This window comes from Lentibacillus sp. L22, assembly GCF_040812445.1.
Lineage (GTDB): Bacteria > Bacillota > Bacilli > Bacillales > Amphibacillaceae > Lentibacillus_C > Lentibacillus_C daqui.
On the sequence record NZ_JBFNXI010000002.1, the window covers coordinates 107,762 to 123,959 of the forward strand.

At 40.4% G+C, this 16,198-nt stretch carries 14 protein-coding genes; 2 read left to right on the plus strand and 12 right to left on the minus strand.

Features of this window, described 5'->3' with window-relative positions; genetic code table 11:
• Window positions 1-179: 179 nt before the first annotated feature.
• From rpiA to ABRT01_RS01460, 4 genes are all read right to left on the minus strand, one after another.
• Entirely contained in the window at window positions 180-851 is a 672-nt protein-coding gene (rpiA, locus tag ABRT01_RS01445) for a ribose-5-phosphate isomerase RpiA (protein WP_269412476.1), read from the minus strand.
• Between the two features lie 16 nt (window positions 852-867).
• Complete coding sequence (locus ABRT01_RS01450; RefSeq protein WP_269411588.1) at window positions 868-1,776, minus strand: nucleoside hydrolase; 909 nt, start codon at window positions 1,774-1,776, stop codon at window positions 868-870.
• 408 nt (window positions 1,777-2,184) lie between these two features.
• The gene (locus ABRT01_RS01455) at window positions 2,185-3,843 is read right to left on the minus strand and encodes a class I adenylate-forming enzyme family protein (protein WP_367746135.1); all 1,659 of its coding nucleotides are present in this window, start codon (window positions 3,841-3,843) and stop codon (window positions 2,185-2,187) included.
• Window positions 3,844-3,945: 102 nt separating this feature from the next.
• A complete protein-coding gene (locus ABRT01_RS01460; protein WP_269411586.1) occupies window positions 3,946-4,386 on the minus strand; it encodes an acyl-CoA thioesterase in 441 nt (146 codons plus the stop codon).
• Between the two features lie 721 nt (window positions 4,387-5,107).
• On the opposite strand from ABRT01_RS01460, the gene ABRT01_RS01465 reads away from it, so the two are divergent.
• Window positions 5,108-6,091, plus strand: a complete 984-nt coding sequence (locus ABRT01_RS01465; protein ID WP_367746139.1) for a bile acid:sodium symporter family protein — start codon at window positions 5,108-5,110, stop codon at window positions 6,089-6,091.
• Between the two features lie 264 nt (window positions 6,092-6,355).
• Here ABRT01_RS01465 and ABRT01_RS01470 read toward each other — a convergent pair whose 3' ends face one another.
• The 3 genes from ABRT01_RS01470 to ABRT01_RS01480 form a co-directional block, all read right to left on the minus strand.
• Entirely contained in the window at window positions 6,356-6,727 is a 372-nt protein-coding gene (locus tag ABRT01_RS01470; RefSeq protein WP_269411585.1) for a hypothetical protein, read from the minus strand.
• 13 nt (window positions 6,728-6,740) lie between these two features.
• Window positions 6,741-7,256: an acyl-CoA thioesterase gene (locus tag ABRT01_RS01475; protein WP_367746141.1), complete on the minus strand. Its 516-nt coding sequence runs from the start codon at window positions 7,254-7,256 to the stop codon at window positions 6,741-6,743.
• Window positions 7,257-7,478: 222 nt separating this feature from the next.
• The gene (locus tag ABRT01_RS01480; protein ID WP_367746142.1) at window positions 7,479-8,366 is read right to left on the minus strand and encodes a LysR family transcriptional regulator; all 888 of its coding nucleotides are present in this window, start codon (window positions 8,364-8,366) and stop codon (window positions 7,479-7,481) included.
• A gap of 280 nt (window positions 8,367-8,646) precedes the next feature.
• On the opposite strand from ABRT01_RS01480, the gene ABRT01_RS01485 reads away from it, so the two are divergent.
• Window positions 8,647-9,243, plus strand: coding sequence for a DNA-3-methyladenine glycosylase (locus ABRT01_RS01485; protein ID WP_367746143.1), 597 nt, complete (start codon window positions 8,647-8,649; stop codon window positions 9,241-9,243).
• Between the two features lie 135 nt (window positions 9,244-9,378).
• Here ABRT01_RS01485 and hutH read toward each other — a convergent pair whose 3' ends face one another.
• The 5 genes from hutH to hutU all read right to left on the minus strand — a co-directional run bounded on the left by hutH (window position 9,379) and on the right by hutU (window position 16,156).
• Complete coding sequence (gene hutH, locus ABRT01_RS01490; protein WP_269411582.1) at window positions 9,379-10,923, minus strand: histidine ammonia-lyase; 1,545 nt, start codon at window positions 10,921-10,923, stop codon at window positions 9,379-9,381.
• A gap of 132 nt (window positions 10,924-11,055) precedes the next feature.
• Window positions 11,056-11,490 carry a histidine utilization transcription antiterminator HutP gene (gene hutP / locus ABRT01_RS01495; RefSeq protein WP_269411581.1) on the minus strand — a complete coding sequence of 145 codons (435 nt, stop codon included), beginning with the start codon at window positions 11,488-11,490 and terminating at the stop codon, window positions 11,056-11,058.
• Between the two features lie 209 nt (window positions 11,491-11,699).
• Window positions 11,700-13,130: a Na+/H+ antiporter NhaC gene (gene nhaC, locus ABRT01_RS01500; RefSeq protein ID WP_367746144.1), complete on the minus strand. Its 1,431-nt coding sequence runs from the start codon at window positions 13,128-13,130 to the stop codon at window positions 11,700-11,702.
• Window positions 13,131-13,209: 79 nt separating this feature from the next.
• Window positions 13,210-14,490, minus strand: a complete 1,281-nt coding sequence (gene hutI, locus ABRT01_RS01505) for an imidazolonepropionase (protein ID WP_367746145.1) — start codon at window positions 14,488-14,490, stop codon at window positions 13,210-13,212.
• Window position 14,491: 1 nt separating this feature from the next.
• Window positions 14,492-16,156 (minus strand): urocanate hydratase, encoded by a 1,665-nt coding sequence (gene hutU, locus ABRT01_RS01510; RefSeq protein ID WP_269411578.1) that lies wholly within the window; start codon window positions 16,154-16,156, stop codon window positions 14,492-14,494.
• Between the last annotated feature and the right edge of the window lie 42 nt (window positions 16,157-16,198).

The window sequence follows — 16,198 nt, forward strand, 5'->3', positions numbered from 1 at the left end:
CCACGAGAACTGCAATTAGTATCAATAAAGAAGAGCATACTTAAACGGGCATGCTCTTCTTCGGCAAATCAGCTATAATGCTATTTATATACAATATTATGGTCATGTCGTGCCGTGTTCGTAATGGTTAATATATCGTGACTTAATTACTTCAGATTTTCAAAAAATCCCCTTGCACATTAACTTATTTTAATCCCCTTTTCGGTCGCTGTAATTACTTGATCAGCCATGTTAATGAATAGTCCAGTTTCCACCACGCCAGTCAGTGCTTTTAATTGATTATGTAGTTGCCCCGGCCGGTCGATTTCATTAAAAGCACAATCCAAAATATAATTGCCATTGTCAGAAACAAATATATCATTACCCAATTTACGTAATTGTGGTTTTCCACCAAGATTAGCTATTTCTTTGGCTACCATTTCCCAGCCAAAAGGGACGACTTCAATTGGTAAGGGAAACTTTCCGAGACGTGTGACTTGTTTGGATTCGTCTACAATAATGAGTAGCTGTTTCGCCCTGGCATCAACAATTTTCTCCCGTAAAAGTGAACCGCCCCCGCCTTTTATCAGATTAAGATTTTCATCCACTTCATCGGCACCGTCAATGGCTAAATCAATCCGGTCGATTTCGGCAAAACTTGTCAACGGAATCCCATATGCTTTCGCCAATTTTTCGGTTTTTGTTGATGTTGGTATTCCTTTCATTGTTAACCCCTCTTGCACACGCTCACCAAGCTTTTTCAACATCCAATTAACCGTAGATCCGGAGCCCAGACCAACTGTCATTCCGTCTTTAATGTACGTCACGGCTTTTTCTCCAACGTGCATTTTATGAAGATCGGTCTGATTCATAGTCACATGTCTCCTCCTAACCGTTTTTATGGTCAAACATGGACACAAATGCATGCCGAAACGCTTCCACATCCGCATCCACACATACTTGCACATTCCCGTCATCTGTGAAATTGGTTACCGTGCATCCAGCGGCAGGCCCATCTGTTGCGACATCAATTGATGCGCGTCTTACTCGGAAAAGTTCAGGTCGGGTTAAATAAATAATCGTACATAAATCATGAATAGCTATTGCCTTATCAGAATAGGTATTTTTATAGAATTGAAGCATATCGTAAACCATCTCACCAATTTTGCCCTGTTCTTTCACTTTCTTAACATCCTCATATGATACACTGGTTAACTGGGTCACATCAAGTCCACACATAACAATATTCATATCTGATTCAAAAACAATCTTTGCAGCATGTGGATCAGCAAATATATTAAATTCGGCGACAGGGGTTGCATTCCCTCCTACTGCTGCACCACCCATTAAAACGATTTGTTCAATGTTCTCAAGTGCCTCTGGGAACGTTTTGAATAGGAGAGCAATGTTGGTCAGCGGTCCAATTGGCACCAGTGTTACCGAATCAGCCGAGTGCATAATATAATTTCTTAACTCGACGACCGCATTCTCCTCAGAAAGTAGCGAGGTATTCGGCTCAGCTGTAAATTGGTATTCACCGATACCACTCGTTCCATGAACATGGGAAGCTGTTTCCTGCTTGCGTAAAAGCGGCCCGGCAGAACCTTTGGCAATTGGGACATTTTTCTCCAAAAAAGTAAGCAAGTCAACAGCATTTTTTGTCGTATTTTCAATTCCTACATTTCCGCCAACAGTAGTTATTAATTTCACGTCCAATTCATCGGAAAACGTAGCGGCTGTAATTGCTACCACGTCATCAATGCCCGGATCCGTATCAATAATAATTGGTTTCATCATGATCATCTCCTTGTTTTATGTAAATTGTTTCATAAACTTTACGATCCCATTATAAACAAAATAAAACAAAACCCCAATTTTCATGATTTTATTTTGGAAACTTCTATAATAAAAAACGGGACAAGATGCCTGCCTGGGATTACACTCATTTGGTTCAATACATAATGTCCTTCTATGGTTAGTAATACTACGCATACATCGTGTTTCTTTCCCGACTTGGCTTCTTGAATCTCTCCCGACCTCGGGGCATTCTCTCACGACTTCGCGTGCCTCCCTCCCGATCTCAAAGCGTTCCCTCCCGACTTGGTGTGCATCTCTCCCAGCTCCAATGCGTTCTCTCCCAGGTAAATCGATAAAAAAGCTGCAAATCCCGAAATTGGGACTCGCAGCTTTTCATTACCTTATCCTCTATTTTTCAAAAAGTCCTGCTTCCTGATCTTCCACTGCCATCTTTCGCACCTCAAAATGTTTCTTCTTCCCTGTTGCGGTGTATGGCAAATCATCAATAAACCGGTAATAACGCGGCTTTTTATAATCAGCCAACATCGGGTGCTCTGCACAGTACCGGTTTAGTTCTTCAGTAGTTAGTGATGGATCTGCCTTAATAATGTAAGCTACGGTTGACTCACCCCTTAATTCATCGGGAACGCTCACGAGCACAGATTCTTGCACTTTTGGATGTTCATTGAGAATCTCTTCTACCTGTACCGGATGAATATTCTCGCCTGAGGAGACGATCATATCATTTTTGCGGCCAACGATAGTAACAAACTCATTTTCATCCCATGTTGCCAAATCGCCTATATAAAGCCAGCCTTTATGAAATACCCGCCTGCTTTCTTCCTCTTTATTAACATAGGCATACGCAGTTTTTCCGGGCGCACGAACAATAACCTCTCCAACCTCCTGATTATCTCTGGCTACTACATCATCCGGATCAGCTTTTCGATCAGGATAAATTTTTACCACGGCAACATCATCATCGGTACAGGCTCGTCCCGCTGAACCGGCCATCTCCGGCAAATCATATGGACGAAGGAACGTATTCCAGAATGCCTCTGTAGTTCCATAGCCATTATAAATATTTGGGGTAAGTGTCTCCTGATAGTTGATGCACTCTTCTCTTCCCAGCGGCGCCCCCATTGTAACGATTCCCTTCAATTTTGATAAATCGACCGGATGTTTCTTCTGTTGTTCATACAGCATTTTCAACATCGGTGGTGCACCAATCAAAAAGGTTAATCCATATTTTTCGACGTACTTTAAACAAGTTTTTGGATGAAAATTGCGCAGTATGACAATTTCTCCGCCAACATAGAGTGTGGGATTTGGACCGCCTGAATGGAGCCCGCCACGATGGAACCACGGACTCATATTCATTGTTTTATCTGTAGGAGTTAGTGGAAAATGCATGGCCACATCATGTGCGGAGAGAATATCATTAATGTTATTTAAGGGAACCCCTTTTGGCATTCCTGTTGTTCCCGAGGTATAAAGACGTGTATTTTCATCATAAATATGCATTGGATGTGTAATGTCCGGGTCTTCAACTGATTGATTTTGCACATAATCTTCAAACGTGACCTGGCCTTCTGGTGCTTTTTCTTCGCCTGTCATGTCAACCATCACTACCCGGCTTGGCTGGTGATTTGCCATAGCCAGTGCCTGTTCCGCCGTTTCTTTTATTTCTGCATCATAAATAAAAACAACAGGTTTACTGTCATCAATAATATAGGCTGTTTCCCCAGGTGATAGCCGGAAATTGATTGGACTATTGATGGCGCCAATCTTCTGCGGTGCCAGAAAACTAAAAACAAATTCTGCCGAGTTCAGCAGCTGATACATCACAACATCACTTTTACCAACACCATCTTCCAACAAGGCATGGGCTAGCCGATTCACATCCTGATTCAATTCCGCATAGGTCCATGTCCGGTCCGTTGACGTACATGTCATGGCAGGTTTATGCGCAAACCGGTGCACATTTCTTAAAAATCCATTCAGATAAGTAAATTCATACTCAAATGTTTCTTTAAACATTTGAACATCATACGTATACTGCTCCATGTTTCCCAATCCTTCCATATTTGATATGATTTTACTTACGATTATATCCCCTAACAACAAAAGACATACCAGCTAGTGGCATCTCTTTATTGTAGGTTCTAACTATTGGTTAAATATAGGCCACTTCTCGATCAATTCATTCCAAAGCTGTGGGTGACGCCTTTTCAGGTTAAATGGCTTCCCATCATTATCGGTGTATGCATGTACGGTCTCACCAATTTCTGCAAGTTCCCCACTCTTATTGAATACTTGATATGAAATTGCCAATCTTGTCCGCGAGAAATTCGTCAATGATGCGCGAACAGTGATTGGCTCTCCAGGACGCACCATTTTTTTGTAATCACAATCCGCATGTAAACAAACAAGGGCAATCCCCTTCCCATGAAAGGTCTCCATATATGGGAATCCATATTCTGCAAAAAAATGCATGCGCGCATTTGTAAACCAGTCGAATGTTCTGGCATAATAGGAGATTCCCGCCGGATCACTATCCCCCCATGTCACTGTCATTTTCATATCCGCTTTTGGGTATGTATTGGCCACAGGATCACACTTCCTTTCCGTATTAAATTGTTTGGATGTAAAGAATCCATTTATATAATGGGTTTCTTTTTATTTAAGAAATTGTATGCCTCGTACGTTCAAAAGTCAAAAGATGGGCTTATATGTCTCATAAATAAAGAAACCTAAACCACAAAAACGGCATATACCATGTATTAAAATGCTCTTCATATTCCAATTGGATAATAGGTAGCATTAATTTTTGCAAAAATTTACGAATAATGGGTTAATCCAGTAAGCATATTGCTTTTGGATTTGGGAAAATTATATGCAGATTGGGAAAATAAAACGAGAAAATTTACAGATGAGCAACTGGATTGTCCAGTATTAAAATTGAACTGTCTCATTATTTTTGGCGGTGTTGAAATCAAAAGTTAGCGTAGACAAACAGCTACTATCAGATATATATCCTTCTGTTTCATACCGAATGATTCTTCCAATAATGCTGCAGCGTTTGGTGGAAAAGGATCCCTTCCCTTCCCGAGAAAAAGCAACTATTCAGGAATCCAGGTGAATATTTCAAATTAAATTTTCGAATTGTATGGACTCTTTTGTTTTTAAGATGTATAATATGTAACATTCTATCAATTCCTACATTTCCAGAGTAGGAAAGATTATGATAGTTTGGCAGACTAGTTTTCATAGACACAACACCTGAACACATGAAACATTATACATCACGGAAAGGGGGATATATTACATCATGAAAACTATTAACGCTATCAGTAATTTTGCCAATAAGTACTTTGCGATCATCACGATCATCATTGCCATTGTGGCTTTTAATTTACCAAATCAGTTTATCTGGCTAAATTCCTATATTAATATTTTGTTAGGAATTGTCATGTTCGGCATGGGACTGAATATGAAACCAGTTGATTTTAAAATGGTTCTAACCAAACCGCTGCCTGTCATTATTGGTGTTCTTATCCAATTCACCGTTATGCCTCTCACCGCTTATGGCATTGCGACTTTATTACATCTGCCGCCAACATTGGCTGCCGGAATTATTTTAGTTGGTTGTGTACCTGGTGGGACTGCTTCGAATGTGATGGTTTATTTAGCAAAAGGAAACGTAGCTTTATCTGTGACAATGACATCTGTATCAACCATGCTCGCACCGATACTAACGCCAACACTTCTTTATTTACTTGCTGGACAATGGATGCCGGTTAATCCGTTTGCCATGTTCTTGTCAATTATTCAAGTAATTATTATCCCGATTGTTTTGGGATTAATTATCCAAAAATTCTTTCCTAATATAGTGGAAAAAGGTACACAAGCCTTGCCTGCTATTTCAGTTATTGCAATCTCTGGTGTAGTTGCTGCGGTAGTATCTGGAAATACAGATAGCATTGCATCTTCAGGAATGCTGATATTTTTAACGGTCATCTTACATAACCTTTCCGGCTTATTGCTTGGCTACCTAATCGCAATGGCTTTACGATTAAATGTGGATACAAGGCGAGCGATTTCCATTGAAGTTGGCATTCAAAATGCTGGATTAGGCGTATCGCTTGCCAATACTCATTTTGCTGCACAGCCGTTGACTGCATTGCCCGGTGCAGTTGCCGTTGTGACGCATATCATTAACGGATCCATTTTGGCCACGATTTGGTCGAGGATGCCCGTTGGGAAAAAGCAGCGTGAAGTGGAGCAGGCGAAACAAGTTGCGGAGCATGTGTGATTATCCTTCTTAGGCTAACCTCATGTTATTTCAAATAAAGGCTAAGGTATTTTAACGGTTTATCTATAGTAGTACAAACGACCATCTTTTGATATAGATGGTCGTTTATGTTAAAAGGTAAAATAATAAAGTTTGTATACCATGTACTTGTTAAATGAAGGTTGATAGAGCATGTTAAATTAGGAAGTAATGCACCACATGAAAGTAAAAATGGAAATAGATAACTTATTCACGCCCCTGCCGTCATCTTTTTCAAGTACCAATCTACCGAACTACTGTTGGACCAACTAACAATTTTGGATTTGTTCCAAGCATCAACTGACACATAACGTAATAACTTATCTGTTTATAAGAAGATAACAATTGCTTCAGATCGTGTACCATTTTATCTTGCTTTAATTTTTCAATCTCTTGTTGGTAAACTGATAAAATATATTCATCTTGTAAAACAGGCTGAAATTTATCCGGGTTTTCATCCATCAGTAGACAGCCCATATATTGGTATCCAAATTGAAGCTGACGTGTCAGATAAATCATATGCATAACTTTTTTATAAATTATCGGTTCGTTTTTTCTAAAAGCTTCAATTGATTGCTGTGCATCTAACAGTTCATGAATGCTTGAATTTACAAGCATATCTTATCTCCCCTTATAAAATTGGTTTTTCCAGGGTAAGCCTGGATAAAAGTTGTTTATTTTGCTCCCGTTTTTCTTTACGCATTTTTGCTCGTTTTTCGCCTGTTTGAAATAGAAACCTTTCTTCGTCTGTCTCCGGGATGACCTTTGGAACTTCAATCGGCCTTTTCTCATCACCCAACGCAACAAATGTCAAAAAGGCGGTTGCAGCAATTCTGCGATCGGCGGTTACCATATCTTCCGCAATCACTTTGCAAAATATCTCCATCGAACTCTTGCCTGTATAGGTAACACATGATTCGATACATACCGAATCGGATTGACGAATGGGTTCCAAAAAATTCACTGCGTCCGTCGATGCCGTAACACATTCTGGTACTCTTGCATGACGGCGTGCGGAAAGAGTTGCACAGGCGTCAAGTTTTTTCATTAATACACCGCCAAATAAGGTATGATAATTATTCAAATCATTAATCAATACTTGGTCGGTTTGAACAACACGTGTATCTTTAATTTTTTTTGGTTCCATATATCTCTCACCTTATCTTTTACGATCATATAGACTGTTTAAAATAGGACAATAGGTTTCGTTCTTTAAAACCGGTACGTCAAATATTATATTCCGGGTTCTTCTAGCTGTAAAATGCCAGTTTGACATGGGGATGATAACAAAATATCATGGAAACGCTTTGTTTCTTAAACGAAGAAAAGGACACCAATTCTACATGGAATCCTTTCTCAGGCAAGCCAATCAGTCGTCTATCGTTAATTTCTCTTTCGCAAAACGAATAAATTCCTTATTAATCTGGGGCAAATAATTATCCCCTTTCCATATAATTGCCAGATTCCAATCAATTGTTGGATCAGTCACCGGAATGGTTTGTATTTCACTGGTCAACTCCATACTAGTAGATTCTGGCAAAAGGGTAATACCTAAACCAGAAGCAACCATATCCTCAATAAAGTCGAGTTGAGACGTTTCGGATATCACCTTTGGCTCAAAACCAGCCTCCTGGCAAGCTTCCAGTACTACGTTTCGCAATGAAAAATCTTGATTGAACAAAATAAATGTCTCATCTTTTAACTTTTCTAAGGAAATTTCCGATGCCTCCGATAATGGATGAGAAGAAGGCATCACGACATTCAAACTTTCATTAACAAAAGTGAAATAATCTATTCCATCATTTTTTGTTGGCAGTACCATCACGCCAAAATCCAACTGATCATACATAACTTTCTCTTCAATTCGTCTGGAACCGTCCTCTTCCAGTTGAAATGTAACCTCTGGATACTCATGATGAAAAGAGCCTATTAATTGGGAGAAAAAGGAGGAATTCGTAACTGTAGGCAGCCCAATCCTAATGTGACCTTTTTTCAATGTCTGCAGATTGCCAAGTTCCGTTTGCAAATCCCGGAATTGCTTCTCAATTTCCTTTGCATATTTGTATAAAACCCAACCACCATCCGTGACAATCAATTCCTTCCGTGATCGTATGAATAATGGCGTTCCGATTTCATTCTCCAATGACTTAATAATTCTGCTTAACGCCGGCTGGGTAATATACAAATTTTCCGCGGCATGCGTAAAGCTTCTTGTATGTATCACTTCCAAAAAATATTGCAGATGCTTGATTTCCATCGTACCCACCTCCATTTTATAAGACATGAACGCCACAATAGCTTATCTGAGTTTTCTCACTAGATGAAAATAGCATCAAGTATCATGCGAATGTGTCTCTCCCTTATTATTGCTATAATGTTACATACATTATCAAATCTTTTTTTAAAAAGAAAACGATAAGGGCTGTAATAAAAGGTGAAATAATAAAGTGATCAACATTCATTTAACAAGTACATGGTACACCAATTATAGAGCATGTTATATTAGGAGTGATGCACCACATGGGAGGAGTAAAAAAATGGAAATAGATAATTTATTCACGCCCCTCCCTCCATCCTTCTACCAGCAACCTACCCTTAAACTGGCAAAAGCATTGCTTGGATGTCTACTTGTTCATGAAACAGAAGATGGAACCGCTTCAGGGGTCATTGTTGAAACTGAAGCCTATCTTGGTTCAACTGACCGGGCCGCACATAGTTATCAAAATCGCAGAACGAAGCGGACGGAAGTTATGTTTGGCAGCGCTGGGCTAGCATACACACATACGATGCATACCCACTGCCTGATTAACGTGGTTAGCGGCGGAGAAGGGGCACCGGAATCTGTCCTGATCCGGGCTGTGGAGCCGTACAGTGGCATTGATCTGATGCTAAAAAGAAGACCTGTAGAAAAAATGCAAAACTTGACGAGCGGCCCGGGTAAACTGACGAAAGCATTGGGAATTAGCATGAAGGATTACGGGAGAACACTATATGAACCACCACTTTTCATCGCCAAAGGTATAGCACCATCACGGATTACCCAAGGAAAACGAATTGGAATTGGTAATGCAGGTGAAGCAAAAGATTATCCACTTCGTTTCTGGATACCTGGGAATAGGTATGTTTCCAGGTGAGAGGGACAGGAAGCTTATCCTCATGTTCCGATTATCTAGGGAAAGCTTCCTATTCTCTACTTATTGAAATACATACATTCACGAATGCCTTTATTACGAAATAATGATTCGTTACCAAATTAACTTTAAATACTCTTAAGTCAGGACATAGCTTTTAACAGCGTCCCTTTTCCCTGCATTTTCATCAGTCCACTCACCCATCAACGGATTCAACTTCTTACTCAAGTTCTCTATATCCTTCGAGAATACTCTGTCCATTGTTATACTTGGAACCACTTCACGAATTTGTTCCAATTTCTTAAACAATTTAGGTGAGATATTTTTCGTTCCCCTATGTTCCACCGCTTGAAGAGCGCAAATACATTCAATTGCTAAAACACGACGTGCGTTTTGTACAATCATCGAAGCATGTCTGGATCCAATTGTCCCCATGCTTACATGATCTTCCTGATTGGCTGATGATGGAATAGAATCAACACTTGCCGGATGTGCTAACGTTTTATTTTCGGATACAAGCGATGCAGCCGCATATTGCATAATCATGGCACCTGACTGAAGCCCCGGGTGTGAACTAAGAAATGGTGGTAAATCATTTAATTGCGGATTAACTAATCGTTCAATACGTCTCTCAGATATATTTGCTAATTCAGCCACTGCGATCTTTAGGAAATCCATAGCTAAAGCAATTGGTTGGCCATGGAAATTCCCCCCTGATATAACAACTTCTCCTCCATCAAAAATAAGTGGGTTATCCGTAGCAGCATTTGCTTCGATCTCCAGTTTCTCCTTCACATAATCCAGCGCTTGCCACGATGCTCCATGTACTTGCGGAATGCAACGTAATGAATACGCATCTTGTACCCGCTTTTCTCCTTGACGGGTAGTCAGCTGGCTTCCTTGTAACCAATCCGTTAATCTGCTGGCTACAGTAATTTGTTGTGGATAACCTCTTACTTCATGAACAGCAGGATTAAACGCATCAATAATTCCTTCCAACCCCTCTATGGTCATTGCCGCAATCCATTCGCTGTCATAAGCAAGCTGCTCGGCTTCTATATAATTCACAACCCCCATGGCTACCATTGCTTGTGTACCATTTATCAGCGCCAGCCCCTCTTTCGCTTGTAACACAATTGGCTGAATGCCTTTTTCATTTAAAACAGCCGCTGCATCAACAGGTGCCCCAGATTCATTAAAGACTTTACCCTCACCAATTAAAACGAGTGTAAGGTGAGCCAGTGGAGCCAAATCACCGGAAGCCCCCAAGGAGCCTTGTTGCGGAATAACAGGATGTACCCGTTTATTAATCAACTCAGCCAAGGTTTCCACTACAACTGGACGTATACCTGAAAATCCTTTTAATAATGCATTTAAGCGCAGTACCATCATAGCTCTTGAAACAATTTCCGGAAAAGGATCACCAATACCACAGGCATGTGAATGAATTAAATTTAGTTGTAAATCTTCTACATCTTCTTGCTTAATCATCACATCACTAAATTTGCCAAAACCTGTAGTGATCCCATATACAGTCTTTTTATCAGAAACTATTTGCTCTACAGCAGATCTGCTATTGCTAACCTTATGCATACTTTCATTTGAAATAGATACATCTTCTTGATTGATAAGAATTTCCTTTAATTGCTCAATGGTTAATGTTTCACCGGTTAATTTAATCATGATGGGCTCCTCCCTCTCTATCATTACATTTTTTTAAACTTTTAATAACAAAAAGGAGGTGACCATGGCATCACAAAATAAGCCATCATCACCCCCTAACAACTCGTTACTATAGGTCATGACATATAATTATTAGATATGGTTAATTCCCAAACCGAGTGCCTCATGCTCCAAACCTTTTACTGGAGCACCAATGGTTCCATAAAATGCAACTGCAATCCATTCACCCTCAATTTCGTTTGGATATGGTCTTGAGCGAACGATAGCAAAACGAAGTCCCACTGTTCGCATCATATCACCGATTGCAAGCTGTCCTCTTGTTACACCTTCCAGCGCTTCCATGATTGCATGATACAACGCATGTGTCTCGCGGTATACCTCTTCCTGAATTAAACCATTTCTTTTTACCGCTGTTTCAACAGCCGAAATAACCTTTTGCATATTCATCGATCCAACTTTTCCCAGACATATACTGATATCTTTTTCATCCAATACTAAGGGCATTGGTTCATTCTCATCCAGCATTGCCAATAATGCTGCTATTTTTCCTATAGAGGGCTTCCTCATGTAAGCGTTCTCCTTTTATAATCAGAAAACTAATAGCTAATAACTATTATATTCAAATATTATACTCCATTTGTTGTATTATGAAGAATAATCTGAACATTAGACTGAAATATAGACTTTTCTCTCTTCTAATCCAATTTTGATAAGTTCTCTTCCATCCAGCTATAAAATTGGACCAACCTACTTTCCAATTTCGTTAATCATAGTTTTCATAAACTTACATCCATACTTTCATCTTCGTTCTTTTTTTCGTTAGCTTGTTTTTTCTTATATACAATTGAAAAACCAAACAAAGAGAAAATAATGGATATAACAGGAACACAATAGTTTAATACAGCATAGGGAGCATAAGCCCATGCGCTTATACCCAAGGTACTCATAACGAATATTGCATCTGTACTCCACGGTACTAATGGTGAAGTAACTGTTCCACCGTCTTCAAGGGCCCGGGATAAATTTTTCGGATCTAACCTCTTTTCCATATATGAGCTTGCATACATTCTACCTGGAATAATGATGGATATATATTGTTCTGCTGTAATGACATTCATGAAAAAAGAAGTAACAACAGTGGTTGCGCATAAAGTTCTTGCCGTTTTAGCCACTTTCAAAATTTGTTCGACAATAGTTGATAACATACCTGTGCTCTCCATAAATCCGCCAAATATCATCGCAACCATTGCTAACGATACAGTGTACATCATGGAATCCAATCCACCTTGATTTAATAGGTTATTCACTGTCTCGTTTTGCGTTTCAATTTCATAGCCGCCTTGTAACGCATTCACTGCTTCTCCAACAGAACCACCTTGGACAAAAATATCCACCAGAAATCCCAAAATAATACCCACCGTTAATGCAGGAAGTGCAGGTACTTTTTTAAATACTAGAAGTATCACCGCTAGTGGTATAAGTAACAGCCAAGGAGAGATCACAAAATTATCTTGCAGGCTTATCATTACACCATCAATTACGTGAGTATCAACCGCATTTCCCGCAAATTTCATTCCCATTATTACATAGACAATCAGCGCAATAATGTATGCCGGAATTGTGGTGTACAGCATATGTTTAATATGCTGCGACAAGGTTGTACCCGCAATTCCGGATGCAAGAACTGTCGTATCCGAAAGCGGTGACATTTTATCCCCAAAAAACGCACCCGAAACAATCGCCCCAACAATCATGGCTGGAGGAATACCCATACTGATACCAATTCCCATTCCCGCCACACCAATTGTTCCAATCGTCGACCATGAACTCCCAATCATTACTGTTACGACGGAACTAATAATTAGCATAGCAGGTAAAAAGAAGGATGGTGTGATGATTTTCAAACCATAATAAATCATTGTTGTCACAATTCCTCCACCAATCCAGGCACTAATGATCAGACCGACCAAAATTAAAATTACTACTGCAGGTAAAACCTTGGTAATGCCTTGATAAATGAACTTTTCCAACTCTATCCAAGAATACCCACACAACCAGGCAATGAATCCAGCAGTAATTGCCCCAAATAGGATTGGGATATGTGGATCCCCATCAAATACAATAATCACAAATGTCATTGCGATAATCATGACAAGAAAGGGGATAATAGCCAAGCCGAACGAAATTTTCTTTTCAGTTTTATCCATATATATAACCATTCCTTTCGCTTGCTGCTCCCTACTACGAGTAAATCAATCTAAACTTACTATCTATCCCCTTGTATATTTAAACTACTAACGGCTTTTTTCCATCAACCACTTCCCTACCTTCCTTAATCACCGTATCAATATGATTCATCCCATACTGATACGACAACATGTAATAATTTCCCACATCAAAAATAGCAATATCCGCTTTTTTCCCAACTTCCAAGCTACCAACTACATCCGCACGATTGATAGCGTGTGCGGCATTGATGGTTGTTGCCGTTAATACCTCTTCCGGTGTCATTCCCATTTTTAAACAGCCTAAATTCATAATAAATTGCAGCGACAAGGTTGGTGATGAGCCGGGATTGGCATCGGTAGAAAGAGCTACAGGCACCCCTTGATCAATCATTTTTCGTGCTTGGGCAAATTCGGCCATTAAAAAGAATGCCGTTCCAGGAAGTAGTACACCAATCACATCCTTTTCAGCCATTTGTTGAATGCCTTTTTCAGAGGCTTTTAGTAAATGATCGGCGGAAATCGCCCCGACTTCAGCTGCGAGTTCTGCGCCTCCATACGGTTCAATTTCATCCGCATGAATTTTTGGAATCAGTCCATATTCTTTACCGGCTTCCAAAATTCGTCTTGATTGATCCGGAGTGAAAACACCACGTTCACAAAACACATCATTGAACACAGCCAATTTTTCTTCGGCAACTTTAGGAATCATCTCCTGAATAACCCGTTCTACAAAAACTTCTGGATTATGCTTCTCTTCCAGGGGAACAGCGTGTGCACCCATAAATGTTGAAACAATATCAATCACATGATTATCATTCAATTTTTTGGCAACCTCAAGCTGTTTTCGCTCATCATCCCATGATAAGCCATAGCCACTTTTTGCCTCTACTGTAGTTACCCCATGTTCCAACATCGTGTTGAGCCTTTTTTGGGATTCATCATATAATTGATCAAAGTCAGCCGCTTTTGTCGCACGGGTTGTCGCATGAATACCCCCACCAGCATTCATAATTTCCATATACGTTTTCCCTTTCAACCGCATAGCATACTCATTCTCTCTCGTTCCTGCATGCACCAGATGAGTATGCGGATCAATTAATCCAGGGGTGACCAGCTTATTTGTTGCATCAATATGTTTGGCCTGGGCAACCTCATTTGGAAATTTTCCTCTGATCTCTTGTGTCGTGCCAACCGCTTTGATTGTGCCGTCCTGGATAAGAACGGCACCATCTTCAATAATATCAAGATCTCGCATAGCACTTTTCTTCGCTGGATTATCGGAGTGACCTTTCATCGTAATAACCTGTGCTCCATGTTTAATAAATAACGCTTGTGACATACTATTTCTCTCCCTTAAGCATTGGGATTTGAACCCCTTTTTCTCGTGCTGTTTTCTCAGCAAGTTCATAACCTGCGTCCACATGCCTTGCGATTCCCATTCCCGGATCAGTAGTTAGTACTCGTTCCAACCGCTCTTCTGCATCCTTGGTACCATCCGCAACGATCACCATTCCGGCATGTAGTGAATAACCCATTCCAACACCGCCACCATGATGGACACTGACCCAGCTCGCGCCACCAACACTATTAATCAAGGCATTTAAGATTGGCCAGTCGGCAACAGCATCGCTTCCATCTTTCATACCTTCCGTTTCCCGATTTGGCGATGCTACGGAACCGGAATCCAAATGGTCACGTCCAATGACAATCGGTGCCTTGATTTCCCCACTTGCAACCAGATCATTAATGATTTTGCCAAACCGGGCACGCTCGCCATATCCCAGCCAGCAAATACGTGATGGCAGTCCTTGAAAACTGATTTTTTCCTGAGCCATTTTGATCCATTTACAAAGCGATTCATTTTCGCTAAATTCCCGCAAAATTACTTCATCCGTTTTATAAATATCTTCCGGATCACCAGATAACGCCACCCAGCGGAATGGTCCTTTACCCTCACAAAATTGTGGCCGGATATAGGCAGGTACAAATCCCGGAAAATCAAACGCATTGGCCACCCCTTCATCTTTTGCAACCTGGCGAATATTGTTACCATAATCAAACGTAATGGCACCAGCCTGTTGCATCCGTAACATCGCCTCTACATGCCGGGCGATACTTTGCCTTGAACGTGCAGTATAGGTATCGGGATCACTGTTTCTTAGCTGATTGGCCTTTTTCAAGCTCATTCCAACTGGTACATAGCCATTTTTCGGATCGTGGGCAGATGTCTGGTCCGTCAATACATCTGGGACAAAACCTTTTTCCAACATTTGTGGTAAAATTTCCGCCGCATTACCAAGCAAACCAATCGACAAGGCCTCTCCTTTATCCCTTGCTTCTATAGCCTTTTGAATCGCGTCTTCCAAATCACTTGCTTGTGTATCCAAATATTTTGTTTCCAACCGACGATCAATGCGATGCTGGTCTACTTCAATACAAATAGCAACCCCTTCGTTTAAAGTAACGGCTAAAGGCTGGGCGCCACCCATGCCACCTAATCCAGCGGTAACGGTAATCGTTCCTTTTAAATTGCCATTAAAATGTTGCCGTCCACATTCCGCAAACGTTTCATACGTTCCTTGAACAATCCCCTGACTGCCGATATAAATCCAGCTGCCTGCAGTCATTTGCCCATACATCATCAAGCCTCTTTGATCCAATTCGTTAAAATGATCCCAATTGGCCCAGGCAGGCACAAGATTAGAGTTTGCAATTAACACTTTTGGTGCGTTTTTATGCGAACGAAATACCGCGACTGGTTTTCCCGATTGAATAAGCAATGTTTCATCCTCTTCCAATTGCTTTAATTCCTTTACAATCGCCTCATAGCATTCCCAATTTCTTGCGGCCTTTCCAATTCCGCCGTACACGACCAATTCATCCGGATTTTCAGCGACTTCGGGATTCAAATTATTGTTTAACATCCTTAAGGCCGCTTCCTGTATCCATCCTTTTGTGTGCAATTCGGTACCGCGATATTGTGTAACAGGCATTTTCGTTTTCATATTTATCCACCCCTTCATCATTAAAAACGCTTACAAAATAAT